This is a genomic window from Dyadobacter luteus (genome assembly GCF_003383615.1).
Taxonomy (GTDB): Bacteria; Bacteroidota; Bacteroidia; order Cytophagales; family Spirosomataceae; genus Dyadobacter; species Dyadobacter luteus.
The window spans coordinates 56,596-83,324 of sequence record NZ_QNUL01000006.1 but is presented as its reverse complement, the minus strand read 5'-3'; the positions used below and the strand labels follow the sequence as shown (position 1 = coordinate 83,324).

The window sequence follows — 26,729 nt, the reverse complement described above, 5'->3', positions numbered from 1 at the left end:
TTTCATGTTTAAAAAGATACTCATTGCTAACAGGGGCGAAATCGCCCTCAGAATTATCAGAACCTGCCGTGAGATGGGCATTAAAACGGTAGCTGTATATTCAACAGCTGATCGTGACAGTCTTCACGTACGGTTTGCGGATGAGGCCGTTTGCATAGGTCCTCCTCCAAGCCGTCAGTCTTATCTGAGCATTCAAAATATTATATCTGCAGCGGAAGTTACCGGCGCCGATGCAATTCACCCGGGCTACGGATTTTTGTCTGAAAACGCTGAATTTTCACAGATCTGTGCAGACTATGGCATCAAGTTTATTGGTGCTACTGCAGCTCAGATCAACGGAATGGGCGACAAGGCTACTGCGAAAGCGACAATGATTGCAGCAGGAGTTCCTGTTGTACCAGGATCGGAAGGATTGCTTGAATCGGTAGAACAAGGTAAAAAACTTGCTGAAGGTATTGGTTACCCTGTCATCGTGAAGGCAACAGCCGGAGGCGGTGGTCGTGGTATGCGCGTGATCAACAAGCCTGATGAATTCGAAAAAGCATGGAATGATGCCCGTATCGAATCAGCAGCAGCATTTGGAAACGACGGTTTGTACCTTGAAAAGTTTGTTGTAGAGCCACGTCACATTGAAATCCAGATTATCGGAGATCAGTATGGCAAAGTTTGCCACCTTTCTGAACGTGACTGTTCTATTCAGCGTCGCCACCAGAAACTGGTAGAGGAAACTCCTTCACCAATTATTACGCCTGAACTTCGTGAGAAAATGGGTGCTGCCGCCATTAAAGGCGCACAGGCTATTGGTTACGAAGGCGCAGGAACAATTGAATTTCTGGTTGACAAATTCGGTGAATTCTTCTTCATGGAGATGAATACCCGTATCCAGGTAGAGCACCCGATCACGGAAGAAGTTACTGATTTTGACCTGATTAAGGAGCAAATTAAAGTAGCAGCCGGTGAACCTATTTCAGGTGTTAACTACACACCGAAACTATATGCCATGGAATGCCGTATCAATGCGGAAGATCCTGCAAATGGTTTCCGTCCATCGCCAGGTAAAATTACCAATTTGCACTTCCCGGGAGGACACGGTGTTCGTATCGACAGCCATGTGTATACGGGATATACCATTCCGCCTAACTATGATTCCATGATTGCGAAGCTGATCGTAAGCGGACAGTCACGTGAAGAGGTACTTACCCGTATGAAAAGAGCTTTGCAGGAATTTGTTATTGAGGGAATTAAAACCACAATACCATTCCACATCAAGCTTATGGATGATCCGGGCTTCAAATCCGGAAACTTCACAACAAAGTATCTGGAAACGTTTGATTTTTCGACATTGTAGGTAAAACTGATTTCTCAATAGAAATCATCCAACATATAAATAGTCCGGACATTGATAAAGTGTCCGGACTATTTTTTTACTATATCACTCATTCCCCCTCCTGCTACTTCCCTCAGAAGGCTTCCTGGCAGGTTGCTCTGTATTCCTTGGCGTCTGCCTTGATGGTGCTGTATTCGTCGGGCGGGTATTGCGTTCCGGTGTAACTGCGGGTCGCGTATTCTGCCGCGCTCCTGGCGATGGTCTCTCTACATTGGGTCTTACAGCTGGCCGGCTCACGTCAGGTCTGCTTCCCTGTTGTGGATTCGATGGCCTTGTTGAAGGTCTTGTCACCTCAGGACGTGCCGTGCCACTTCCCGGACGGATTATTGGCCGCGTTACTTCCCTGTCAGGTACCGACGGACGTGTATTGCCGGCTCCAGGACACGTTACTGGCGGTCGGGTGACTTCTTTGTCAGGTATACCTGGTCTGCTGTAGCCATTTCCTGAGCCGGGTCGGGTTACAGGACGTGTGTTGCTTCCCGCTCCCGGGCGCTCATATTGATTACCCGGACGGCCAGGGTTCGGTATTATACTACTTCCCGGATTGGGTCGCGTTGAGGGTCGTCTTGCAGGAACATATACATTATCTCTAGTTGCGACTACGTACTTTCTGTCGCGGTATAAATTACCCGGATTTGCATAATGCCCATTTGGCCGACCGTCTCCGTTACGCGGACGGTTGATTGAAACTGCAGGGCGTGGTCTGTTGCCATATACCGGACGCGGATTGCCTCTATCGCCATAATAACCTCCATTCCATCCCCATGGGCGATGCGGAGGACGGAAAGCAGGAGGACCAAACCAACCTCCTCCATAATAAGGCCGTGAATAACCGTAATGATACCATCCCACATTGAAGCCAAGCCCAAAACTCATAGACCAACCCGTCCATGGGTTATAATGCATGCCAAATCCCCATGTTGCTGGTCTGGGACGATAGTAACGCCCTCTCCAGGGTCGGTAACGCCAGCCTGTACCCCACACTATGGTAGGGCCATAAATGTAATTGCCCATATACCCTCGCGTGTATCCAACGTAGACATATTGAGGCGTACTTTCATAAATGTGCACATATCTCGCATTGTAAGCGCTGCTGCTCGGCGGGATCCTGTCCACATCGGAGGGGCGTTCATTAGCGACCCGCCACGGGCCAAATGCACTGTTTCCAACAAACCATATTCCATTTTCTAAAGCAAAAAACCGGTTGTCGGCAGTGCACATCACAGTGATATTACTGTTTTCTGCAATGGCCAGACTTGTGTTTTGAATAGCTTCAAACTGCGGGTTTCCGTCATAATTCACTTCTACCTGTGCGGTATTACGATCTACCTTCGCAGTTTGCGGAATCTGCGCTTCCATTACTGCGTCATAGGCCTCATCGGTTCCTGCAACACTTGCCAGCACGCCGTCTTTTTCTGAACCGGCAGGAATGTCCGCAAACGCTTTCGGTAAGTTATTCTGTGATACAAATTCCCATGGTCCGTTTAAAGAGGTACTTCTATACCAGCGACCTGCGATCAGAATATAGTTCTTCTGGGTATCAATATCTTTAAAAATCTCATCCAATGAATTATTCACATACAGCAATGGAGAATTCGGCACAGATTGATAAGTTGGCTTGCCTTCTGTTTGTATGAGTTCGGCAGGTTCCGTCACAACAAGAATATCAGTAGGCGTTGTAAACTGGCTTACCGTATCATTCTGTTTTTCAGCATTTTTCTCTTCCTCCTTCATTTTTTTATCAATCGCTTTGATGGACGAAGGAAGAGATTTTACATGAGCCCAGCCATCTTTCACACGGCTGGAACTGTACCAGAAACTACCACCGTACAGATAATACTTTTTATCTCCCGGATTTTTCACAATCAGATACGGTGTATTCACTACCCTTACCATACCCAGATCATCATCTTTCTCTTCCATAGGCTCCCCATCCAGGACGATCAGTGTTGTGGGCCTATCCCGATACAGAATTTGTGGGGGATCATTATTAAAATTGCTTTCACCTTGCTCCTGTTTGATTGACGAAAGCAAATTTTCCTTCGAGAAACGAATATTCAGCCCGGGAAAACCTTTTTCTACTGATTCCTTAAAATCTTTACTACTAATATCCTCATCTTCAGCAAACCGCGAATTCAGTACCGTTAATTTCTGCGCTGTAGTCATATCTCCCGCATCTGCTGACAAAAGGATTTTGCCCCACATTGCTCCAAAAACCGGTTCGTCGGATGATTTTTTCCTGATCGAAACAGCGGCACGTACTTCGAGCTCATCTCCTGTCAGTTTTTCTGGTTGTGGCTGGTATATTGTGATCGTTCCTCCACCGGTATATGGGATTTGCCTCGGCCAGTTATCCTGAGCCATCATCTTTCCTGACAGTTGCAATAAAATGAAAATTATAAGGAGCCTTTGGTGTATAGTAATCATAAAACAATCTTTTAAAGTAGCTCAGAAACGTTGCCTTATCTGAAAATGATTGGTAATTACAGCAACTTATAATTCTCAAGTTACTTGATACAAGCCTCATTTCCAGCAATCAAATAAAATTTATTGAATTAAAAGACCTTCTGCATACCAAAAATTTAGCCCGGATAAAATCCAGGCTAAATCGTGATACTCTAAACACATCTATTTTTTAAACCGTCGCGGGCAATGAATACGGTGCCCTGTAATTTCTTGTCAGGTATTTATTGGCATCGTTGTCACCTACAAACTTTTCAGTTTTGGGATCGAAAGTAAGTGCTCTTCCCGTACGATAGGCTATATTCCCGAGATGCGCCAATCCAGAAGAAAGATGCGCTGTTTCCACGGGTCCATTACACATTTTAGGATCTCGTGCCACTACAGCATCAATGAAGTTTTTGTAATGATCTCCGCCTGCCTTACGGGTCGGTCCGGGTTTCTTGTCCTTACCCAGGAAAGTTTCATAATAATCGTATCCTTTCACAACCAGATACCCCTCGCTTCCATAGAAGATGTTACCAATCCCTACCCCACCTTCCTCATTCGTCATCCAGGGGCGGACTTCAAATTCAATGATCTTCTTTTCTTTGGGATATACAAAAGATGAGGTGAGCAGTTCAGGCGTTTCTTTGGCATCGTTCCATAAAAATTTCCCTCCTGAAGAAGTAATTTTCTCAGGGAACGTATCAACTCCAAGCCCCCACATGCACATATCCGTTTCGTGAATCCCCTGGTTTCCAATATCTCCGTTTCCGTAGTTCCAGTACCAATGCCAGTTGTAATGTACATAGTTTTCAGAGAACGGTTTCATTTCAGCAGGACCAGTCCAAAGGTCATAGTTTAGACCCTCTGGGATTTTGCTGGAGCCTTTATCACCCACATCCGGGCGCCATTTATACACCAATCCACGAGCCATGTATACATTCCCGATCAAACCATCCCGCATATGTTTCACGGCTTCCTTCAACGCTTCCGAGCTTCTCAACTGCACACCATGCTGTACCACGCGTTTGTACTTATGCGCTGCTTCAATCAGTTTTCTTCCTTCGTGAAGATTATGTGTTCCTGGCTTTTCTACATACACATCTTTACCAGCCTGGCAGGCCCATATTGCGGCCAGCGCATGCCAATGATTAGGTGTCGCTATACTGACAACATCAATCGATTTATCTTCAAAAACCTTACGAAGGTCTATTTCTGTCTTTACCTTTTTACCTGTCTTCTCCGTAAATTCCTGTGCTCTCTTTTGAAGAATAACGTTATCAGGATCACACAAAGTAGCCACTTCCACATTACTTAATTTACTATAACCAGAAATGTGGTTTTGTCCACGGCCATTCACACCCAGAACCGCCACACGCACACGGTCGTTGGCACCGAAAGCATTGGCAGGAATAATGTACGGAATCGAAAGTGCAAGAGCAGCTCCGGTAGAGTTTTTGATAAACTTTCTACGGGAAAGTTGGTGATCATTTTGCATAAAGACGGGTGTTAGGAAGTATGGAGTTACAAACAGACAGACGGTATTTGGCAGCTTCAGCCCTTATTGAATAGTACAATTAATTTTAAATTTTATACCATTCATATTTGTAATAAAATTCAATCCATTATCCCCAATAAAATAAAAGACCGGCATAAGCGATTGCTCGTGCCGGTCTTTGGAGTGAAATGCTCACTTTTAAGTCTTATATGTCATAAATTCCCTACCGCCTGGTGTATCTGCTTCACTGTGTCCAGATAATTGTTTTCCGCTGGCAATCCGAACAGCAGCTTTTCTTTGATAATCTGCGCTACATTCTCAGGAACCAGTTTGTCCCAGCCCGGTTCGCCGCGCTTGATTTTATCCAGCACACTATCTGTTGTAATGTGCATGTGTTCTTTATTGAAGTTTCTGATGTCTTCTATTTTATCATTCACAACGAGATACTGGAACAATGGACGAAGGTGATCCGGCACCACAAAGTTTTCACAACTATATACCGAACCATCAGCCTGAAGTGTCGGATAAATAAACAGCTTCACTTTACGGCTGAACAACGTCGCAAAGGATTCAAGAATACCACCCGGCAGGAACTCATAATGTTTCTCTTCGAAAATATCCTGCAAACTCGGACTACCCAGCAACAGCCCCACTTTCAGTTTGGTAAGCCTTGACAAATAGGCCATCAAACGGAAATACTCGTGGTGATTCGAGATCATTACCATGTGGCCCAGAGAGCAAAGGATATCCACTCTGTCTAGAAAATCCTTTTCATCAATCACACGATCGCCTGCTTTAAGATTATGTAATGTGAGTTCTGAAATAAGTACCACCTTTGATTCATCCACATCGGGCTCTGCCAGAAACTGTCGCTGACCATTTGATATCAGATCAATGTGAACATTTGTGATAGGACGTAAACGCCCGCGCATCATGAGAATATGCTTTTTATACAATGCTTCTGATGGTTGCAACACTCCTCCGTCACTTCCAAAAAGTGCAGCATCAGTAAAACCGTTTTTAACAAGACGCAGACTCATCAGACGATTATCCACTTTCACAAAGTCAGGTCCGCTGAAACGTACCATGTCGATCTCAATACGTTCTGTTGTGAGATCGTCCATCAACGAAAGCAGCAAGGTTTCCGGCGACTTATAATAATAAAAGCAACCGTACATCAGGTTCACACCAATAATGCCCAGCGCCTGTTGCTGCAGCAGGTTTTCATTGTCACGCATCCGAACGTGAATCACTACGTAGTTGGTAGGTCCGCCGGGCGTTAGTTGGAATTGAAGACCAATCCAACCATGCGATTCGTTTGTTTTCTGAAAATTGAGCGCAACAACGGTATTGGCAAATGCAAAAAACTGGCTTTCAGTCCCTCTTTTTTCTGAAAGACGTTTTTCTACCAGATTATATTCCCTGTTGAGCATTTTCATCAACCGGGATTCAACCACATATCTTCCACCTTCTTCAATACCGTAGATGGCGTCACTGAATGTCATATCATAGGCCGACATGGTTTTTGCAACCGTGCCTGAAGCTCCACCCGCCTTGAAGAAATAAGCCGCCGTCTCTTGTCCTGCACCGATTTCGGCAAAAGAGCCATAAATGCGACGATCCAGATTGATTTTTAAGGCTTTTTGCTTTGTCCCGAGATTTTTATCGTACATAATTGTATCGTAAGATGAAGAGCATTATGTGTAAATATAGGAAAAATACCAATTTTATCCACATTCAAAATACCTGCAATCTGTAGGCAAAAGAAAAAATTCAATATTATATTAATATTAAACTAAAACTACTATACCTGATGAATATGCTAAGTGACTATCTGTTCGTGTATGGTACACTTATGCAGGGATTCAATAATCCATTTGCGAAAAAACTGCATGAATCTGCATACTTTGAAGATTATGGGAATTTTGCCGGGGTCCTGTATGCAGTGAGCTGGTATCCGGGCGCTCTGTATGACCCTGATTCTTCCGGCAAAGTTTATGGGGAGGTTTATCGTATGAAAAATGCAACTGAGCTGATTTCCGTTCTTGACGAATACGAAGATGTATTACCCGACGAAACGGAAAGTTTATATATCCGAAGAACGATACCGGTGTACACGAACCAGGGACAGATACATTGCCAGACTTATTTATACAATCAGCCTGTTACCACATTACAGTTGATTGCCAGCGGAGACTTTAGAAATGTGTAATAAAAACCTGCCTAAACACGATCAGGATGAAGTCGTTCCCCGATTACTCTTAATCCATCCAATGTAAGCTGGGTGTCAATTTCGATGAATTCGTCCTGCAATGTTTCAATGATAGAAGATAATCCTCCGGTAGCAACAGCAATACATTCCCCTCCCAATTCAGCCCGTATGCGTTGAATCAGCGATTTCACCAGCCCTTCATATCCCAGCAAAATCCCAGCCTGAATAGCCTCTGTTGTATTTTTTCCGATAGCGGATGGGGGCAATTTTAAAGGCACCTCTGGCAGCTGAGCCGTATTTGTAAACAACGCCCTCACTGCTGTGGCAAGGCCTGGCAATATAGCAACACCCAGTATCTGCCCCTGTGCTGATACCGTTGTGAAAGTTAAAGCTGTACCGAAATCAACAACAACACAATTCTGCTGATAGCGCGACATCACTGCTACTGCATTTGCTATAAGATCCGCGCCGATCTCGTGTGGGTGATCAATGGCAATACTCAGATCCGGAAAAATGCCAGGCCCTACAGTGATGATATCGTCGCCAAACAATGATCTGAGCGTCTTTTGAATAACAGGCGTAAGCGCAGGAACAACGCTGCTCAGCACCACCGTTTCAACATCACCAAACCATAATCCTGCCTCCAGAAAATGGAGCCTGAGCCTGGATTCGTAATGTGCTTCCTTCTCCTGGGTCTGAGAGCGCATACGCCAAACATTACTCCAGGTACCTGAATCATAAAGTCCGAAAACGGTGTCGGTATTGCCGACGTCAACAGCTAACAGCATAGGTAAGATTTAAATCACGGCAACAAATTAAAAGCATTATGGAAATAAAACTTCATTTGCCGGTTCTATTTCAGATAGTTTATTTTGATTATACCTAATTTTGAAAGTCGAATATATTCTAGTTGTAATAAAATTGTTTTTAAGACCAGTCCGTCTCTACCCATATAAAAATATGCATGCTTCTACGTTCTTCTTACGTACATTATCCGTTTTTCTCCTCACATTCATTACTTCAAACTCTGTTTTTTCACAAGCTATACCTGAGTGGCAGGACCCGGGAGTTGTGAAGATAAATACTGAAAGAGTTCACGCCGATTTTATACCTTATCAGGACGAAAAAAGCGCGCTGCTCAGAGAACCAAAATCTCCTTTTGTCACATCATTGAATGGAACATGGAAGTTCAAATGGGCTTCACATCCTTCCAAAGCAATGCCCGGCTTTTTTACTCCAATTGTCAACACATCATCCTGGGATGATATTCCGGTTCCTTCTAATTGGCAGGTTGTTGCTGCACGTGAAGGACGTCCCTACGACAAACCAATATTTTCAAATATCAAATATCCATTCCCTGCCACCCCACCGAAAATTTCGGCAGATACCAACGCTGTAGGTATGTACAGAACCACCTTTACGCTGTCGGATAACATTACAGACAAGTCTGTTTTTATCCATTTCGGCGGTGTAGCGTCAGCCTGTTATGTCTGGCTGAATGGCGAAGCAATAGGCTATCACGAAGACAGCATGACACCTTTTGAATTCAATATCACAGACGATGTCAGAACGGGAGTCAACCATCTGGCGGTTCAAGTGATCAACTGGTCGGATGGCAGTTATCTGGAAGATCAGGATTTCTGGCGCCTGTCGGGAATATTCAGAGATGTGAACCTACTGGTTCGCCCTCAGGCCATTATTACGGACGTAAGCCTGAATACTGAACTGGATGCAAATTATGAACATGCAACACTGAAAGTAGCTGCATTTATCAAAAACTTCAGAACACAGCAACTACAGGCGCACCAGATGTTGTTTTCCTTGTATGACGCAAAAGGAAATGTAGCCGCCCCTCCTGTAAGCCAATCTGTTTATGATCTCGAAGCCTATCAGGAAAAGTCCTTCCGTGTAGAAATGCCAGTCGAGAATCCTCTTAAATGGAGTGCTGAGACGCCTAATTTATATAAACTTACCGTACAGTTACTTACTCCAGACGGAAAAACGGTGGAGGCTATAAACCAGCAAGTAGGTTTCCGGAATGTTAAAATCAAAGGAGGGCAGCTCATGATCAATGGCAAGGCTGTTACTCTAAAAGGAGTGAACAGACATGAATTTGACCCGGAAACAGGACGTGTCATCAGCAGAGAATCCATGATCAGGGATATCAGGCTGATGAAACAACATAACATCAATGCCGTTCGGACATCTCACTATCCTAATGTCTCTGAGTGGTATAACCTCTGCGATGAATTGGGTCTTTACATAATGGATGAGGCTAATATAGAAAGTCATGGATTGTGGCAGCAAAACATCATACTTGCTGATAAACCAGAATGGCGAACTGCATTTCTCGAAAGAGGTAAGGCAATGCTTGACAGAGATAAAAACCATCCTTCAGTAATTATCTGGTCGTTGGGAAATGAATCAGGAATGGGTGAAAATTTCAACGTAATGGCCGATTACTTCCGCCTTGCAGATCCCGGTCGTCCTATTCACTACGAAGGAAGAAAAAATTACAAACCCAACAGTCTGAGCAACTTTGATATCATTTCGGTAATGTATCCATCCACCAATGACATGATTGATCTGGTGCGTCAGGACAAAACGCGCCCGCTCATTCTCTGTGAATATGCGCATGGAATGGGTAATAGCATTGGAAATCTGAAAGAGTACTGGGATGTGATAGACAGGTATCCCACTATGCAGGGAGGATTTATCTGGGATTGGGTAGATCAGGGTTTAAAACTGAAACGACCTGACGGTAGCCCTTACTGGGAGTTTTTTAATCACCTCGACGGAGCCAATGCCGGAGATGGGCTTGTGAATCCTGACCGTGTTCCGCAACCTGAGCTCAACGAAGTAAAAAAAATCTATCAGCATGTCCGTTTCGAGATGCCGGATACGCTTCGTCAGGGGCAAAAGACCGTGCTTATCAGGAACAATTATGACTTCACGTCTTTGAATAAATTTGATCTGAACTGGTCCCTTCAGGAAAACGGGCAGATTATTTCAAAAGGGAATATCACCAACCTGAATGCATTACCAAGACAAACACAGCAAATCACCATACCTTATGAGTTGCCGGTTTCGAAAACAGCCGGAAGCGAGTATTTTCTTAACCTGAGTTTGGTTCTGAAAGCGGAGCAAAGCTGGGCACCCAAAGGCCATGAGGTTGGATGGCAACAAACACCGATTTCAGTTCCGGCAATAGCAAAACCAGAATTATCTCTGACACGACATACCGCGCTGCGCGTAACCCAGCTTAATTCCAAAAGGGTGATGATTACCGGACAATTCTTTTCAGTAACGTTCGACAAACGCGAAGGCCGAATCGTCTCTTTCAAAAACAGAAAAGACGAGATGATGGAAAAAGGACCGTTTCCAAATTTCTGGCGCGTACCTACCGATAACGATGAAGGCGGAGGTGAACAAAGTTTTGCTTCTGTCTGGCGCAAAGCAGGATTGGATAGCCTTAAACTATTGTCCAGTGATATGAAAACGGAAAGAATCAATACCCATGCGACACGTGTGATATTGACCCAGATACTGGAGGGTCATCTTAGCCGAATTCAGGTTAATACGACCTATACTGTATACGCAACCGGCGACATCCATGTGAAAAACACTTTTCTTCCAGCTGAGGGCTGGCCGATGGTAGCGAAAATAGGCATGCAACTTCAAATGCCATCAGCTTTTAACAAGCTGCAATGGTTCGGCAAAGGGCCGTTTGAAACGTATGCAGACAGAAAAACCGGAGCCAGAACAGGCATTTACACCGGAGAAGTTGCCTCACAACATTTTCCTTATATCTATGCTCAGGAAAATGGAAATAAAACCGAGGTAAGATATGCCCTGATCACAAATTCTGAAGGTACAGGTCTGCTGGCTATCAGCGATTCAATTTTTAATGTGAATGTTCACGATTATACCGATAAAGCCCTGCAAAGTGCCAAAGCCCCCAAAGCGCAACTTGAAAGAGGAAATACGACAGTCGTTAACCTGGATCTGGCACAGATGGGCTTGGGCGGAGATGACAGCTGGTCTCCCAGGGTACATGAAAACTACAGACTGAAACCCAAAATGTATTCGTATTCTTTCAGACTAAAGGCCATTGATAAGCTTACCAACATCAGTGAAACCCTTCGTACTGCACTACCGTATACAACTGATAATTCTATTGAAGTAACCAGCGAAGCTGAAAACATTGATGTCGATACCGAAGAAGTTTCCGATGAAGAGACGGAAATTAAAAAACCGGTGGTCAGGAAAAAGGTAGTCAGAAAGAAAGCTCCTGCGAGAAAACGGCGGAGAAGATAGAATGTATACGCAATCCCAATAACTATCTGATATATAACATAAAAATGACATTTTAAACTTTTGGATTTCCCAGGATATTATTAGATTTGTCAACACATAAACTTGTATTGACAAGTTAGCACACTAATAATATTCATGAAAGACCGTCTACTCGAACTCGACGCTTTAAGAGGTATAGCCGCAATGGCTGTGGTTCTCTTTCATTTTACCATCAATCGAAATGCCATAGATCTTGGATGGCAATTCAATTATGGAGTAACCGGAGTAGACGTATTTTTCATGATCAGCGGGTTTGTCATTTTCCTGACCATCAATACAAAAACGGAGCGGGGGAAAGACTTTGTGATCAGTCGTTTTTCCAGACTATACCCTACTTACTGGACCTGTGTCCTGCTGACTGCCTTCTTCATTCTTGTCTACGAACCCACTTCTTTTAAGACTTCCAACGTACTTGCAAACTTCACGATGTTCCCTACGTATTTCTGTGTAGAGGATTTAGACGGATCTTATTGGACGTTATTGGTTGAGCTTGTTTTTTATGTATGGATATTTTTGATTTATCTCAGTGGTGGATTAAAAAATATTATTACGATTGGGTTGATTTGTATGTCGGCAATAGTTGCATTTCACTTCTTTGGATATTACTACCCTCAGCTTTACAAACTTGCATCACATAAAATTCAGCTCATCAACCACTTCCCATTATTCCTATCGGGGATCGTGTTTTTCAAAATCAAGTTCGAATCCTTCAAACCTGGTTATTTAATCATTGTTCTCGCCTGCATATTATCCTCGGTTTACCTGCACGATAAGGGTGGTAAAACCATGTATTTTATCGGGAAGTTTGAGCATACCATGGTGATCCTTTTTTATCACTTCATCTTCACCCTTTTTGTAGCGGGCAAGCTAGCTTTCCTCAATTTAAAGCCACTGCTCTTCCTGGGTAAAATATCGTACAGCCTGTATCTTATTCACCAGTATGTCGGTCTCCATCTTATAGAAACATTCAAGAACCTGGGACTGAACATATATGCGGCGATTCTCCTCTGCATTTCGATCTGTATCTGTATGGCATGGGTTATTACAAAATACATCGAAATACCTGCAGTAAAGCTGATTCGTTCTCAGTATGCTAAGGCCACAAATAAAGCCCCCGTTCGTACACCACCAAAAGAAGAGCCTGCCTTGCAGATGAGCAAAACAGGCTATCATTTTCAATAAACCATTGTTCTATCACCACACAATGGTCGCTACCGAGTTTGGCTCAATTGTATAATTATAGCTTTTGTCAGTATCAGCAACCGTAAATTTTTGGTTTTCAGAACTCTGATTCAACACGACCAATACCTTACTACCATCCGTATTAAGGAATGCTACACTTTCCAATTTACTCGCGGATGAAAACTTGTCGGACTGAACTCTGAATGCCCCGGGTTTAACAAAGCGTGACATGTGGGCAATGGCATAATACTCTACGTTTTTCGTAACACTTCCGTTTGCAGAAATGGTTACTACACCCCGGCAGTTATCACATCCTTTATTTTTCGGTCCGTCGTTATCATCCAATGCCAAATTCCATAACAGGGCATTTTTCGACCAGTTATTGGCAGTTCCGATAAAGATATTTGACATATTCCATTTCAGATTATCCGAAAAATTGGTAGCCCAACGTCCTCCGGAAATCTCAGTAAAATAAAGCCCTTTATCAGGAAACTTATCATGTACTTCACTCATTGCCGACACACTGCCTCCATATGCATGAAAAGCTGATCCTGTAACAAACGGATTGGTTTGCGCGTCGCTCAATATGGTAATCGGATAATCCGGACGATCCCAGTTATGATCATACAACAGAACCTTTGGTTTAATTGAATTGGTTTTCAAAACCGGCCCCAGATGGTCTCTTATAAAAATATTTTGCGCTGCTGCATCCATTCCCATAGAAGGATAAGCAGCTTCGTGCAAAGGCTCATTCTGAACTGATATTGCATCAATGGAGATACCTTCTTTCTTGTAGGCATCAAGGTATTTTACAAAATACCTGGCAAATGCCGGATACCATTCAGGTTTCAGACTACCACCTGCCAGCTTACCATTAGATTTCATCCAGGCCGGAGCCGACCAGGGCGTGGCCATAATACGTATTCCGGGCTGTAAATTTAGAATCTCCTTAAGCACCGGAACCAGATCATCCTGATCTCTGGCAATTGAAAACTTTGCCAAATCCGGGTCTGTTTGTCCTGCTGGAAGATCATTATAGGTAAAATCTTCCAGTGAGAAATCGGATGCACCCATCGTCACCCGCAAATAGCTGATACCAATACCGTCCTTTGAATCAAACAAGTCTTTCAAAAGCGCTGCGCGTTGTGCTGCGCTCATTTTCTTATTCAGAAGGTAAGCGGATGAGCCTGTAAGCGCCGCTCCGAAACCTTCCATTTCCTGGAGTTTTGTACCAAAATCTATTTTGATCAGATTCGAAGATGCACCTGCATTAGTACCAGTGATAATACTGACCGGATTATCTTGTTTTAACAGCTTAGCCTGAGAACCGTTAGTAACCCACACAGTGGCCTTGTCACCGTTGTCATTACCAGGCGGCTGCGTATTTTCATCCGGCGTATTTGCTGAACAACTCTGAATGAATACACTAAGGCATAAGCCCGAAAGCCATGTTAGTTTTCTCATAATGTCAATGTAAAAAATGAATGGCTTCATCGGCTTACACACGAATGCGCAGCCAATGAAGCCATATAGATTCAGTTAGTATCCTTGATTTTGAGTAAGGCTGACATTCTTATCCATCTCTCCCTGAGGAATCGGTAAAAGAAGTTTTGCCTCGTTTAAGCTGTAATTCGGGCTATTTCCATTGCCATCTTTGACCGCCTGCATCACCGGTATGGCACGCCCTGTTCTCACCAGATCGAACCAGCGTTGTCCTTCAAAAGCGAGTTCCAGTCGACGCTCCTTTTCGATTGCCAAACGTAATGATGTCTGGTCTGCTGAGGTATTGGCAGGTAGTTTGGCACGGGTACGCACCTGATTTAATAGCGTTTTAGCACCAGCAAGATCGCCTGTTTCATTCAGTGCTTCTGCTTTCAGAAGCAATACATCGGCAAAGCGGTACATAATAATGTTCTGAGAAGCGTCCGTTTTACGCATTTTGTAAGCAAACGGGAAGGTTGTCAGCGGCCAGTATTTGTCAGCCCACTTACCAGTAACATTCGCTGTGAAAATAGTGGAAGCTTTACGAACAACATCTTTCTCATCATCGTATGCCTTCACAAGGTCATTCGAAGGCGTATTGAATTTCTTCCAGTCCGTACCATAGAACATGGATGATCCCCAGTTACCGCCCGTTGCCCAATCTGTAAAGTTCAGTTCAAAAATTGCCTCCGCACTGTTTTCATGATTTCCATCCCAGAGCTCTTCAAAGTTTGGCAACAAAGAATAACCCAGTGCAATCACAGCATCGGTGTTGGTTTTCACTTTTGCCCAATCCTGCTTTGTGGCATGCACTTTGGCCAGAAGTGTGTAAACTGCTCCCGGAGTAACAGTCATTTTGTTTGTACCTGACTTAGGAACCGCAGCAACTGCCTCATCCAGATCTTTGATGATTTGGGCATACACCTGATCTGCAGAAGTTCTGGACGGGTAAAGCTGATCATAAATCTCTTCGATATTGGAAGAAGTGATAGTCGGCAACTCATGCACAACGAGAGGTACGTCGCCGTACAGACGTACCAGATCGAAATAGGCTCTGGCCCGCATAAATTTGGCTTCACCAACCATTTGCGCTTTACGTTCTGCCGTAAGAGCTGCATCGGTTACCTTAGGTACATTGTTGATGATGGCATTTGCACTCGCTATATGCGTGTACAGATAGCTCCAATCTCGCGCCGCGACTGCGTTGGTCGACAGAATTCTGAATTCGTCTACCTCGAACCAGGCAGCGTTATCTGCTCCTGCATAGGAATTGTCAGAACGACCATCCCCCATAATGAAATAGTCCATGACATAATACTCAGCAGATCCATTGCGAAAAATAGCATACGCCCCTGCAAGAGCAGATTCTGCAGTTGCTGCATTGGTAATTGATGAACCAGCAGTACCGGTACCGTCATTACCAACGACAGTCTGTGATATAGGCTGAAGATCCAGTTGATCCTGGCAGGAAGGCAAAATTGTAGCCGTCCCTAATAAAATAGCTATATAACTTAATCTTTTCATGAATTCTCTAGATTAAAACTGAACATTGAGACCCAAAATGAACGCTCTGGAAACCGGATAGGTACCATAGTCAATACCCAGCGTAGCTCCGCTTGAAGTAAATGCATTCACTTCCGGATCAAATCCTTTGTACTTGGTAAGCGTGAATAAATTCTGTGCAGTTACGTAAATTGACGCGCGGTTCATTCTGATTTTGCTCGCCCAGTCCTTATTCAGGTTGTAGGAAAGTGTTGTACTTTTCAGACGTAAGAATGAGGCGTCTTCAACAAAACGCGACGAAATCAATGAGTTATTCACATTTCCGTCTGTAGCACGTGGAATATCGGTAATATCACCAGGATTTTGCCAGCGTCTCAACACTTCGGTAGACTGGTTTTTGCTGTCATACATCCCTTCTGTTTCCAGACGCGAGGCATTGAAAGCCTTGTTTCCCTGTGATCCCTGAAACAGGAACGACAAACTGAAATCCTTATAGGTAAGATTGTTGTTCATCCCGTAGGTAAATTTCGGCTGTGCCGATCCCAGAATCGTGCGATCCTGAGGCGTAAATGCACCGTCACCGTTCACATCACGGTACATAATATCTCCCGTTTCAGGATTCACTCCGTCTGAAATATAACCGTAGAATGTGCCCAAAGAAGCACCTTCCTGAAGGATGATAATCTGATCACTTCTTCCTTCCACATCAGCATAACGATATACTTTGCTCAGCTGTAGTTCTGTAATTTTATTTCGGTTGAAAGCTATGTTAAAATCCGTGGTCCATTGGAAATCCGTTTTATCAAAATTGACTGTGGATAACACCATTTCCAAACCTTTATTTTCCAGCTTGCCCGAGTTGCGCGGTATGTAGCTGTAACCAGTAGTATTTGGTAGCGGGACATTCAGTAACAGATCATTTGTCTTCTTCAGATAAGCATCCAATGCTACGGTTATCCTACCCTGAAGCATGCTCATATCCACCCCGATGTTCGTCTGTGTAGTCGTTTCCCATCTCAAATCCGGGTTCGGCGCATACGTCGGACGTGTAATAGCTGGCCCTGACGGCGGATTTGTTGCAGTACGACGCGTGTAGCTGTTCAACCCATAGGAAGCATAATTGGACAAACCTTCCTGATTACCATTTTGTCCCCAGCCTCCACGCAATTTAAGGTCATTGATAAACTTCACATCTTTCATAAATGGTTCAGCCGAAATACGCCATCCGGCAGATACTGACGGGAAAAAACCCCATTGATTTCCTCTGGCCAGTTTAGACGAACCATCCGCACGGAAGTTGGCAGTGATCAGGTATTTACTGTCAAAGTTGTACATCAGTCGTCCCAAATAAGAATTCAGAAACCACTCCGACTGCTCAGTATAGGCATTTGTAATTTCGTTAGCAGCATTTATTGTTTTTACAATACCATCTGCCGGGAAATCACGACCTGCTATGTACGAGTTATTCCAGTTATTTTTCTGAATCGTTGTACCTGCCAGTGCCGACAAATTGTGTTTCGACCAGCTCTTTTCATAGTTCACGGTATTTTCCCACAGGTAAGTAAAGGAATTACTTCTCGTAGCATTGGCAAGACCATGGGTACTGCCTTCGCTTCCCCAGCCTTCGGTAGTTCTGTACGGATCCAGATAGTAATCGTTTGAGTGATTCAGATAATCCACCCCGAAATTGGAACGAACAAAGAGCCCTTTTGCCAGTGTAATATCTCCAACCACATTACCAAAAACACGGTTATCCTTAGTCCCTTGCGTAGGGCCATACATCGCAGCAAGCGGATTATCCCAGCCTGCTTTCAGAGGGTTCGTGGTAAAGATGGTACCGCGTACAGGATGCTCTGTATAGATTCCCATCGTTGGCGGAGCACCCAGCGCACCAAGTACTACTGCGTTACGGCCGGCATTGTTATTGTCTTTGACGTCGCGTATAGACGCATTTGCATAGCTGAAGTTGGTCGTCAATTTGAACCAGCTTTTGATCTGGTTATCCAGGTTAGCTCGGAAAGCATAACGCTTGTAGCTCGCAGGCTTGATAATCCCATCGTCCTTTGTGATCGCACCGGAAACAAAATATTTGTTTTTATCCGTACCGCCGGAGAATGACAACTGATAATTCTGGTTATGTCCGGTCGTAAATACTTCCTTGTTCCAGTCGGTTGTTTCGCTGCCTACCGTTACATTATTGCCCATATCATTCATCAGATCAGCATATTGCTGCGGATTCAGCACATTGATTTTTTTGGCTATGTTGGCAATACCATAATAAGTGCCAAAGTTCACCTGCGACTGATTGGCCTTACCTCTTTTTGTCGTAATAATCACAACCCCGTTAGAGGCTCTTGCACCGTAAATTGCAGCAGACGATGCATCTTTCAATACCTGCATACTCTCGATATCATTGACATTGAGGTCACGGGTATCCATGGTAGGCACTCCGTCAATGACATACAAGGGTTCGTTACCGGCTTGTACCGACGTGGCTCCACGTACACGAATAGACAGCGCTGCGCCTGGTTTCCCGGAGGGCTGTGTTACCTGCACCCCCGCAGCTTTGCCCTGAAGCGCCTGTGCAGCCTGAAGAATAGGCCGCTCTTCGATATCCTTCGTATTCACCGAAGCAATGGATGTTGTTACGTCACCTCTTTTTTGGGTTCCGTACCCGATCACCACCACTTCATCCAGGCTCCGCTGATCTGCAGTAAGCGTTACATTGATCTCCGTCTGATTTCCCGTTGTAACTTCCTGCGTCCCGTAACCGATGAAGGAAAACACTAAAACCGCCTGACTATTCGGCACTGTTAAAGAATAATTTCCATCTACATCAGCCACCGTTCCGGCCTGTGATCCTTTCACCACAACACTCGCCCCAGGGAGTGCCTGATTCTGCTGATCTTTAATCACACCTTTTACAACGACATCCTGCGCATGTACCAGGCTGGTTATCGTGAAAAGCATGGCAATAAAAAACGTAACTCGCTTTCCCATAAATTGTTAAATCAAATATTGGTAACTTATTCTATAAAATTTAGGACAATTCCATGCAGCAAATTTCATCTGGTTTCAGCTATTTTGCAAATTAAATTTATTATAAATTACTGATAAACAGATAGTTGTGTTTATTTTGATACGCTTTAACACCGTCACTATTTCAGCTGAATATGACTGATATACAGGTAGTAAGAAGGCAGATAATTAGTGAAGCAACGGCTATAGTGATACGGATGGCAGCCGCATATAATCAAACTAAAAAGAGAAATAATTCAACCAGAACCGGGAGAATATTACACTATGCCCTGAGAACAGGCTCACTGGAATGATCAAGAATGAGTTTACTCCATCCTTCGGTACTCTTCGCAGATGCCAGTTCCTTCTTCCTGTCCTGCATCACTTTTTTGATACGACTTGCGTAAGCCCAACAGGTACTCTGGCGAATTGAAAGAATTTCAGAAAGCTTATGAGATGAAATTTTGCCCTTTGTGGTATAAATTAAAAACACCATATAAAAGGCCTTGTTGATCGGAATCCGGGTGTTTTGGAAAATGGTATGTGCGATCACCGACTCATCGTAGTCACATTTTGCACATCGGCGACTATACGAACTATGTCCGTTGAAATAGTGATCATGACCGCATTTCCGGCATTCGAACTGCGATTCATTCCATTTTATTCCGCTCAAAAATTTGAAACAGCTCTCGTTATCAGGGTATATTTTGCTAAACTCTTCAAAATCCACTTCTGCAGACATGACTCGTGCCCTGGTTACCTTCACCACATTCGTCTGCAACTCCTCATTGTCATGCGCCAAAAGTTGATTCATTTGCTCAATCTCTTCCTTCTGCTGTTTGAGAAGCAAATTCATTTCAGTCAGTTCGCGGTTCTGTCCTTCTATAATCTCCGATTTTTCAAAAACTTCTCTGGTCCGCTCCTTTACCTGAGATTCCAATTCTGTATTCAGGGAATCTTTCAGTTTCTCAGTAAGTGTCATTTGTCTGATGATCTCCCTCTGCGCCCGGTCTTTTTTCTTTTTCAGAATCCGTACCTTATCACCTATAGCGAATGAAAGGAATATCATTTCCAGCACAAAACATATACTCAGACTATAATACGTGATGACTCCAAAATTGATCCCTTCCACATGAAGCATCAGCAATAGTTTGTGAATAAAGCCAAGCGACAGAAAAGCATATCCCAAAACAAAGAAGCGGGCAGGACGATATCCTTGTCTGTAAATATGAATTCCGGAATAAAAGGCAACCGCCAGCGGCACCAATTCGAGAAACTTATAACTAAACCAATCTTTATTAAAAAGAAGACAAACGACAAACCAAACCGTGCGCGCCACCATCACCAGCACAATAAACTTGTCAAGTCTGGGTGCTTTTCTGCGTGTATACAAAAGTGCTCTGGTAAACTGTAACGCAAAAATACTAACTCCAAATAGTGCTATACCATACGCGTACTGGTTCCATTGCGGAGCATCAGGCCAGAGATACTGGTAGGCGACTCCATCGATACACATTTCAAAAAGGCCCACACAGAGATTGTAAAGTACATAATACAGATATTGCACTTGCCGTACAGCCAGATACATCATCAGATTATAAAAGCTGAAGACCAGCACCATTCCATAAAAAATACCGAAAATAAAATACTCATCCAGTGCGTACTGAATGAATCTGCTTACCGAACGAAGTACGATGATCACATCTGCCCTTTGGTGCGACTTGATTCGCAAATAGTACGTTCCGGGATAAGCGATATGGTTATCCAGATTAATCTCAAAATTTTTGTGCATGTATTCACGCTGGCGAAAAGGATACTGATCACCGGTTACACGCTTTTCATAATTCCCTTCTTTATCAGGCAAATACACCGTGATATCGTCAATAGTTTGGTCAAAAAGCTCTAAAATCCAGTTTTTTGAGCTTTCAGGATTATGACCGATCCTGATTTTATACCAGTAGACCGATCCCAGATTGTAATTCTGAGGCGTATTCTTCAACAACGACTGAAACTGATGCGCACCAGTGCCCGCTTTGATATCTTCAAAACTATAGTCTCCAGCCTTGTCTTCAAGGTATTCAATCTCCCTGCCTGTAAAAATATGCTGATCTATAGAATCTTTGATACCAATCACAGGCTGACCATACCCTGTATACGGGAGGTAAATCAAGGCCATGAGGACAACAATTGTATAAAGAGCGTATTTCCTTTTATCCATTTCCGTATACCTGTGTAGTTCTGTAAAATCAGAACCTGTGATAGACCTTAGTAACGTGTATATGGTGTCATTATGTTTCAATCCAGTTACCGCACATCCTTATTCCCGTAATTAACTCAACAATATTTACGTATTTTTGACCTATTAAAGCAGCACTGTATAAATCAATAGATTAGAACTTTTGCCGCAAAAAAAACATAATGAATACTGCTTAAAATGGATGGTAATGATAATAATTCAGGGAATAAATCACCCTTTGCAATAAAAAAAATAAGTTGGGACGGGTTAAAAATCACCATCAAATTATTCAGGTACATACTCCCCTACAAAGGGTTATTTGCAGCCGGAATGCTCTTTTTGGTTTTGTCCACAGCTACATCTCTTGCTTTTCCTAAACTGATCGGGAGCATCATCGAAGTAATAGAGGGAAAGTCAGTGTACACGATCAATCAGGTAACCATCCTCTTGTTTGTGATTCTCATCTTACAGGCCTTGTTTTCCTATTTCAGGATATATCTGTTTACGCTCGTAAGCGAAAGGTCCATGTTAAACATCCGTAGTGATGTTTTCAGCAGAATTGTGACCCTACCTATTACTTATCTGGAACAAAAGCGTGTCGGAGAACTAACGAGCAGAATAACATCCGATATATCACAGCTTCAGGGGCTGCTGTCTTTCACCATTGCGGAGCTTTTCCGTCAAATAGCCACACTTGTAGTAGGTATCGGAATTCTCTTTTATACTTCCTGGAAACTCACACTCTTCATGCTGGCAACTTTTCCGTTTCTGGTTGTAGCGTCTGTTTTCTTCGGCAGACACATGCGTCGGCTTTCCAAAAAGGCTCAGGATGAGCTTGCCGCAGCTAACGTCGTAGCGGAAGAGACATTTCAGTCGGTCAATGTCGTAAAGGCGTTTACGAACGAACATCTCGAAATTAGTCGTTACACAACCATTCTTGGCCGTGTAGTCAATCTGTCTTTATATGCAGCCAAGTTCAGAGGTGGTTTTGCCTCCTTTGTAATTCTTGCCTTATTCGGAGGAATAGTGGGCGTAGTTTGGTTCGGAGCCGGACTGGTCCAAGCGGGAGAAATGAACCTTGCCGATCTGTTCACATTCATTTTATACACAACCTTTATCGGTGCCTCTATAAGCGGAATGGGAGATTTGTACGCACAAATCAACAAAACGGTGGGCGCTTCAGAAAGGCTGTTTGAAATTCTTGGAGAAGATCCTGAAATTCAGTTTGAAGAAACAGCCAATATGCCCGCAGCTAAAATCGACGGACATGTCAGTTATAATCATGTACATTTCTCCTATCCTTCCCGTCAGGATCTTCCTGTTCTGAAAGGTATCACATTTGATATCAGGGCGGGCGAAAAAATCGCGCTTGTTGGTTACAGCGGTGCAGGAAAATCGACGATCATTCAACTGCTGCTACGCTTTTACGATTATCAGTCAGGTCAGATTCTGATTGACGGAAAACCGCTTACCGAATACGGTATTTCCGAAATGCGTAAAAATATTGCTGTCGTACCTCAGGAAGTGATGCTTTTTGGCGGAACAATCAGTGAGAATATTTTGTATGGAAAGCCCTCCGCCACGCCTGAAGAAGTGTATGATGCCGCACGACGTGCTCATGCGCTGGAATTCATCGAATCATTTCCTGAGAAAATGGAAACGATTGTTGGCGAGAGAGGTATCAAACTTTCTGGCGGACAACGGCAACGTATTGCTATTGCGAGAGCCATATTGAAAGACCCTAAAATTCTGATTCTGGATGAGGCAACCAGTTCTTTGGATGCCGAGTCCGAAAAACTGGTACAAATTGCACTGGACGAGCTGATGCAGAACAGAACGACCATTGTAATCGCACATCGCCTTGCCACCATTCGCAAAGTGGATCAGATATATGTAATTCGTGAAGGACAAATCGTTGAATCCGGTACACACCAGCAACTTTCCCTCATCGATAACGGACTTTACGCCAATCTGATCAAACTTCAATTTGAAGCAACCGAAACCCTGTAATGAATCAAAAAGTAGCTCCTAAATACAACCCTTCCGAATTTTTTCAACAGGAAACTGAAAAAGCAGCAGAGGCTGAAAAGATTGCGGCACAGCGCTTTAATACGCTGGCGTTTACCCGTATCCTTGTATTCATTGGCATCATATCACTCATCTGGATATGCAACAGAACGGGTGAAAACTGGTTAATCGCTGTCATTCTCATGCTAGTTGTTGCCTTCTTTGTTCTCATGAAGCAGCAACAGGCTGTAAAGAGAGAAAGGAATTTCCGGAAAAACCTGCAGATTGTTAACGAAGATGAAATTGCCAGACTGAATTTCCAGTTCAAAAGGGCTGACACCGGTGTGCATTATCAGCAAAAAGAGCATAGCTACTCTTCCGATATAGATGTTTTCGGAGAGTATTCCCTTTATCGCCTGCTCAATCGCACCCGCACCGCTGAGGGAAGTAAACGTATCGCCGGCTGGCTCAAAAACCACGCATCGCTTGAAGAAATTCTGATGCGGCAGGAAGCGTCGGCTGAATGGAGCCAAAAACCTGAAGTACAACAGCAATGGGAAGCTACAGCGCTACTTCATGAACATGCTGCACAACAGGTTGGTGCTTTTAAAAGCTGGGTTTCAGAAAAGTTGCCCGACGATCTCACTGCTTCGCTGAAATGGAGATATTATCCTTTAGTTACGCTGGTTGTCGCGGTTCTTGCCATTATCAACCTTATTCCAGGGTGGGTGCTGATCCTGAGTCTTGGATGGCATCTGGTGTTGTTGAAAAGATTTCAGGCTACTGTAGAGTCAATCACCAATCGTACTACTGCACTGGGCTTTACACTTACCGCCTATTCCGAATTACTCGCGCTGGCTGAAACAGCTCCGTATCATTCGCGATGGTGGAAACAACGCAAGGCATTGATAGATGGCTCCTCCAAAGCAATTAAAGAAGCCGGAAATCTATTTGAAAAACTGGATTACAGAAATAATGTTTTCTTCTCCTTGTTTGTCGGTATTCCTACACTTTGGGATATACAATGTATTGCCGGACTCGAAAAATGGAAAGCTTCACATCACTCGGATTTGTATAACTGGCTTGATGTATTAGCCGATACGGAAGCCATGATCAGCCTCTCAGGCCACGCTTATGCTCATCCGGATTATACCACGCCAACCGTAACATGGGAAAACGATGTTCGTATTGAAGCCATCAATATGGGTCATCCTCTTATTCCCAAGGATAAGCGTATCAGTAATAGTTTTACCATGACCGGCACGGGCCAGACCGTATTAATCACCGGATCCAACATGTCCGGAAAAAGTACATTTTTACGAACTATCGGACTCAACATCGTATTGGCACAAGTGGGTTGTGTGGTATCCGCTGATAAATTCGCTTGCTCCCCCGTACGGATTTTCAGTAGCATGCGTACTCAGGATTCTCTGGAGGAAAACACATCGTCTTTTTATGCCGAACTAAAAAGACTCCGACAACTTCTTCAAATGGCAGAAGAGAACAACCAGACACCAGTTTTTTATATGCTGGATGAAATTTTGAAAGGGACCAACTCGGCTGACAGGCATCGTGGTGCTGAAGCGCTGATCAGACAATTACATCCGAAAAATGCATCCGGCCTGGTTTCGACGCATGATCTGGAGCTGGGGCAATGGGGGGCTGAAAAAGATTATGTTCAAAACTTCCACTTCCGTTCTGATGTGGAAGACGGAAAGCTACACTTCGATTATAAGCTACACGAGGGAATCTGTAAAAGTTTTAACGCTTCGGAACTCATGAAAATGATGGGCATAGATATGGATCCGGAAAAGTCCTGAATGGGCTGTTCACTAAATGGAAAAGTGTACAATTAACGGCAAACCAAATGATATCCGTGGTTTTACGTAACTTTACCAGTCATTATTACGTTTGATCGATTACTGAATCATTCATACGCGTAAAACGGGAGTGAATTAACATCTTTAACAAATTATAAAATAACGCTTACAAAAAATCTGAATGATACTAATGATGGCGGGACAATTCGTATTGGGATTGTCATTTTTGGAAGGATTACAAAGTTGGTGGCCGGGTGCCCTGGAAGTTCTAGTGATGGCAGGACAACTCATTCTGGGTTTATCTATTCTGGTAGGTTTGCATGAATGGGGCCACATGGCAGCTGCCAAGCTGTTTGGAATGAGAGTTGAGAAATATTATATAGGATTTCCTCCGAAAATATTCAGTATACAAAGAGGTGAAACAGAATACGGCATAGGAGCTATACCACTCGGTGGTTTTGTGAAAATATCAGGAATGATTGATGAATCCATGGATACTGCTGCTATGACAGCCGAACCTCAGCCATGGGAATTCCGCTCTAAACCAGCCTGGCAACGACTGATCGTAATGCTTGGCGGTATTATCGTGAACGTAATCGTTGGTATTTTCATCTTCGTTGTGATGGCTTATAATCAGGGAGAGCAAATACTATCCCGCGAAGAGCTGAATAAATACGGCATTGTTGCTAGTCCGCTTGCACAGGAAATTGGTCTGAAAACGGGTGATAAAATTGTGAAGATCAACGGCAAAACGTATGATGACTATTCTGCCATCATGAGTCCCGAGGTCTTTATGGGATCAAACAGCTCTTACACTGTTGACAGAAACGGTGAAGAGGTGCAGATTGAGATTCCGAACAACCTCATTGAAGAATTGGCAGAACGTGATGAAAAAGGTACATTCCTGGTACCACGTACACCTTTCAAAATCGCAGATATCGCACCGGGATCGAATGCGGACAAAGCAGGCTTGAAAGCAAATGACAAAATTACGGCTGTTAACGGTACGCCAATTCAGCTTTTTGATGAATTGCAGTCTACGTTGCAAACACTGAAAGGAAAAACATCCACAATTACTGTTCAAAGAGGTACAGAGCAAAAATCGTTTAAAGTCGATGTAACACCGGAAGGAACTATCGGATTTTCATCTCAGCCATTACTTAACTTTACAACCATTGAATATACACTGCCGGAAGCTGTCGTAGCAGGTACTGAAGAGGCATTCGGTGTGGTGTATACCAATATCAAAGGCTTTGGTAAAATCTTCCGCGGAGAAGTTTCGGCGTCCAAGGCACTAAGCGGACCGATCGGTATTGCACGTATGTTCGGAGGAATATGGGATTGGCAAAAATTCTGGCGCCTGACAGGACTTTTGTCTATGGTACTTGCCTTTATGAATGCGCTGCCTATTCCTGCACTGGACGGAGGACATGCCATCATTCTGACTTATGAAATTGTTTCAGGACGCAAGCCATCGGATGCTTTCCTTGAAAACGCGCAAAAAGTAGGTATGGTATTACTGCTTGGATTGATGGCATTTGCTATTTTCAATGATGTTTGGAAAGTAATTTTCTAAGATACCT

15 protein-coding genes are annotated in these 26,729 nt (G+C 43.7%); 7 read left to right on the top strand and 8 right to left on the bottom strand.

What is annotated here, in order from left to right; genetic code table 11:
- The first annotated feature begins 4 nt into the window (after positions 1-4).
- The gene (accC, locus tag DSL64_RS10195; protein ID WP_115830659.1) at positions 5-1,348 is read left to right on the top strand and encodes an acetyl-CoA carboxylase biotin carboxylase subunit; all 1,344 of its coding nucleotides are present in this window, start codon (positions 5-7) and stop codon (positions 1,346-1,348) included.
- Between the two features lie 84 nt (positions 1,349-1,432).
- Here the strand turns inward: accC and DSL64_RS10190 are convergent, their stop codons facing one another.
- The 3 genes from DSL64_RS10190 to DSL64_RS10180 all read right to left on the bottom strand — a co-directional run bounded on the left by DSL64_RS10190 (position 1,433) and on the right by DSL64_RS10180 (position 7,003).
- Entirely contained in the window at positions 1,433-3,814 is a 2,382-nt protein-coding gene (locus DSL64_RS10190; RefSeq protein WP_147300351.1) for a hypothetical protein, read from the bottom strand.
- 208 nt (positions 3,815-4,022) lie between these two features.
- Complete coding sequence (locus DSL64_RS10185; RefSeq protein ID WP_115830657.1) at positions 4,023-5,330, bottom strand: Gfo/Idh/MocA family protein; 1,308 nt, start codon at positions 5,328-5,330, stop codon at positions 4,023-4,025.
- A gap of 212 nt (positions 5,331-5,542) precedes the next feature.
- Entirely contained in the window at positions 5,543-7,003 is a 1,461-nt protein-coding gene (locus DSL64_RS10180) for a TonB-dependent receptor (RefSeq protein WP_115830656.1), read from the bottom strand.
- A 140-nt stretch (positions 7,004-7,143) separates the two neighbouring features.
- On the opposite strand from DSL64_RS10180, the gene DSL64_RS10175 reads away from it, so the two are divergent.
- A complete protein-coding gene (locus tag DSL64_RS10175) occupies positions 7,144-7,542 on the top strand; it encodes a gamma-glutamylcyclotransferase family protein (protein WP_115830655.1) in 399 nt (132 codons plus the stop codon).
- Positions 7,543-7,553: 11 nt separating this feature from the next.
- Here DSL64_RS10175 and DSL64_RS10170 read toward each other — a convergent pair whose 3' ends face one another.
- Positions 7,554-8,330 (bottom strand): type III pantothenate kinase, encoded by a 777-nt coding sequence (locus tag DSL64_RS10170; protein ID WP_115830654.1) that lies wholly within the window; start codon positions 8,328-8,330, stop codon positions 7,554-7,556.
- 172 nt (positions 8,331-8,502) lie between these two features.
- Between DSL64_RS10170 and lacZ the strand changes: the two genes are divergently transcribed.
- Complete coding sequence (gene lacZ / locus DSL64_RS10165; protein WP_115830653.1) at positions 8,503-11,859, top strand: beta-galactosidase, LacZ type; 3,357 nt, start codon at positions 8,503-8,505, stop codon at positions 11,857-11,859.
- A gap of 135 nt (positions 11,860-11,994) precedes the next feature.
- The gene (locus DSL64_RS10160; RefSeq protein WP_115830652.1) at positions 11,995-13,080 is read left to right on the top strand and encodes an acyltransferase family protein; all 1,086 of its coding nucleotides are present in this window, start codon (positions 11,995-11,997) and stop codon (positions 13,078-13,080) included.
- A gap of 12 nt (positions 13,081-13,092) precedes the next feature.
- On the opposite strand, the gene DSL64_RS10155 is transcribed toward DSL64_RS10160, so the two are convergent.
- From DSL64_RS10155 to DSL64_RS10140, 4 genes are all read right to left on the bottom strand, one after another.
- On the bottom strand, positions 13,093-14,544 hold the full coding sequence (locus DSL64_RS10155; protein ID WP_115830922.1) for a glycoside hydrolase family 30 protein: 1,452 nt from the start codon (positions 14,542-14,544) through the stop codon (positions 13,093-13,095).
- A gap of 75 nt (positions 14,545-14,619) precedes the next feature.
- Positions 14,620-16,086 (bottom strand): RagB/SusD family nutrient uptake outer membrane protein, encoded by a 1,467-nt coding sequence (locus DSL64_RS10150; RefSeq protein WP_115830651.1) that lies wholly within the window; start codon positions 16,084-16,086, stop codon positions 14,620-14,622.
- A gap of 12 nt (positions 16,087-16,098) precedes the next feature.
- Positions 16,099-19,065: a SusC/RagA family TonB-linked outer membrane protein gene (locus DSL64_RS10145; RefSeq protein WP_115830650.1), complete on the bottom strand. Its 2,967-nt coding sequence runs from the start codon at positions 19,063-19,065 to the stop codon at positions 16,099-16,101.
- A gap of 301 nt (positions 19,066-19,366) precedes the next feature.
- Positions 19,367-21,259 carry a 7TM diverse intracellular signaling domain-containing protein gene (locus DSL64_RS10140; protein WP_199539370.1) on the bottom strand — a complete coding sequence of 631 codons (1,893 nt, stop codon included), beginning with the start codon at positions 21,257-21,259 and terminating at the stop codon, positions 19,367-19,369.
- Positions 21,260-21,517: 258 nt separating this feature from the next.
- Between DSL64_RS10140 and DSL64_RS10135 the strand changes: the two genes are divergently transcribed.
- The 3 genes from DSL64_RS10135 to rseP all read left to right on the top strand — a co-directional run bounded on the left by DSL64_RS10135 (position 21,518) and on the right by rseP (position 26,722).
- Positions 21,518-23,329: an ABC transporter ATP-binding protein gene (locus DSL64_RS10135; protein WP_115830648.1), complete on the top strand. Its 1,812-nt coding sequence runs from the start codon at positions 21,518-21,520 to the stop codon at positions 23,327-23,329.
- Positions 23,329-25,146, top strand: coding sequence for a MutS family DNA mismatch repair protein (locus DSL64_RS10130; protein ID WP_115830647.1), 1,818 nt, complete (start codon positions 23,329-23,331; stop codon positions 25,144-25,146). Before DSL64_RS10135 ends, DSL64_RS10130 begins: the two co-directional genes overlap by 1 nt.
- A 259-nt stretch (positions 25,147-25,405) precedes the next feature.
- Positions 25,406-26,722: an RIP metalloprotease RseP gene (gene rseP / locus DSL64_RS10125; RefSeq protein ID WP_115830921.1), complete on the top strand. Its 1,317-nt coding sequence runs from the start codon at positions 25,406-25,408 to the stop codon at positions 26,720-26,722.
- Positions 26,723-26,729: the final 7 nt, after the last annotated feature.

Excerpts from the sequence above, each read along its gene's own strand:
- DSL64_RS10130 (WP_115830647.1), top strand. The coding sequence starts at position 23,329 with ATGAATCAAAAAGTAGCTCCTAAATACAACCCTTCCGAATTTTTTCAA.
- accC (WP_115830659.1), top strand. The coding sequence starts at position 5 with ATGTTTAAAAAGATACTCATTGCTAACAGGGGCGAAATCGCCCTCAGA.
- DSL64_RS10150 (WP_115830651.1), bottom strand. The coding sequence starts at position 16,086 with ATGAAAAGATTAAGTTATATAGCTATTTTATTAGGGACGGCTACAATT.
- DSL64_RS10135 (WP_115830648.1), top strand. The coding sequence starts at position 21,518 with ATGGATGGTAATGATAATAATTCAGGGAATAAATCACCCTTTGCAATA.
- DSL64_RS10140 (WP_199539370.1), bottom strand. The coding sequence starts at position 21,259 with ATGGCCTTGATTTACCTCCCGTATACAGGGTATGGTCAGCCTGTGATT.
- DSL64_RS10145 (WP_115830650.1), bottom strand. The coding sequence starts at position 19,065 with ATGGGAAAGCGAGTTACGTTTTTTATTGCCATGCTTTTCACGATAACC.
- lacZ (WP_115830653.1), top strand. The coding sequence starts at position 8,503 with ATGCATGCTTCTACGTTCTTCTTACGTACATTATCCGTTTTTCTCCTC.
- DSL64_RS10170 (WP_115830654.1), bottom strand. The coding sequence starts at position 8,330 with ATGCTGTTAGCTGTTGACGTCGGCAATACCGACACCGTTTTCGGACTT.
- DSL64_RS10180 (WP_115830656.1), bottom strand. The coding sequence starts at position 7,003 with ATGTACGATAAAAATCTCGGGACAAAGCAAAAAGCCTTAAAAATCAAT.
- DSL64_RS10185 (WP_115830657.1), bottom strand. The coding sequence starts at position 5,330 with ATGCAAAATGATCACCAACTTTCCCGTAGAAAGTTTATCAAAAACTCT.
- DSL64_RS10190 (WP_147300351.1), bottom strand. The coding sequence starts at position 3,814 with ATGATTACTATACACCAAAGGCTCCTTATAATTTTCATTTTATTGCAA.
- DSL64_RS10160 (WP_115830652.1), top strand. The coding sequence starts at position 11,995 with ATGAAAGACCGTCTACTCGAACTCGACGCTTTAAGAGGTATAGCCGCA.
- DSL64_RS10155 (WP_115830922.1), bottom strand. The coding sequence starts at position 14,544 with ATGAGAAAACTAACATGGCTTTCGGGCTTATGCCTTAGTGTATTCATT.
- DSL64_RS10175 (WP_115830655.1), top strand. The coding sequence starts at position 7,144 with ATGAATATGCTAAGTGACTATCTGTTCGTGTATGGTACACTTATGCAG.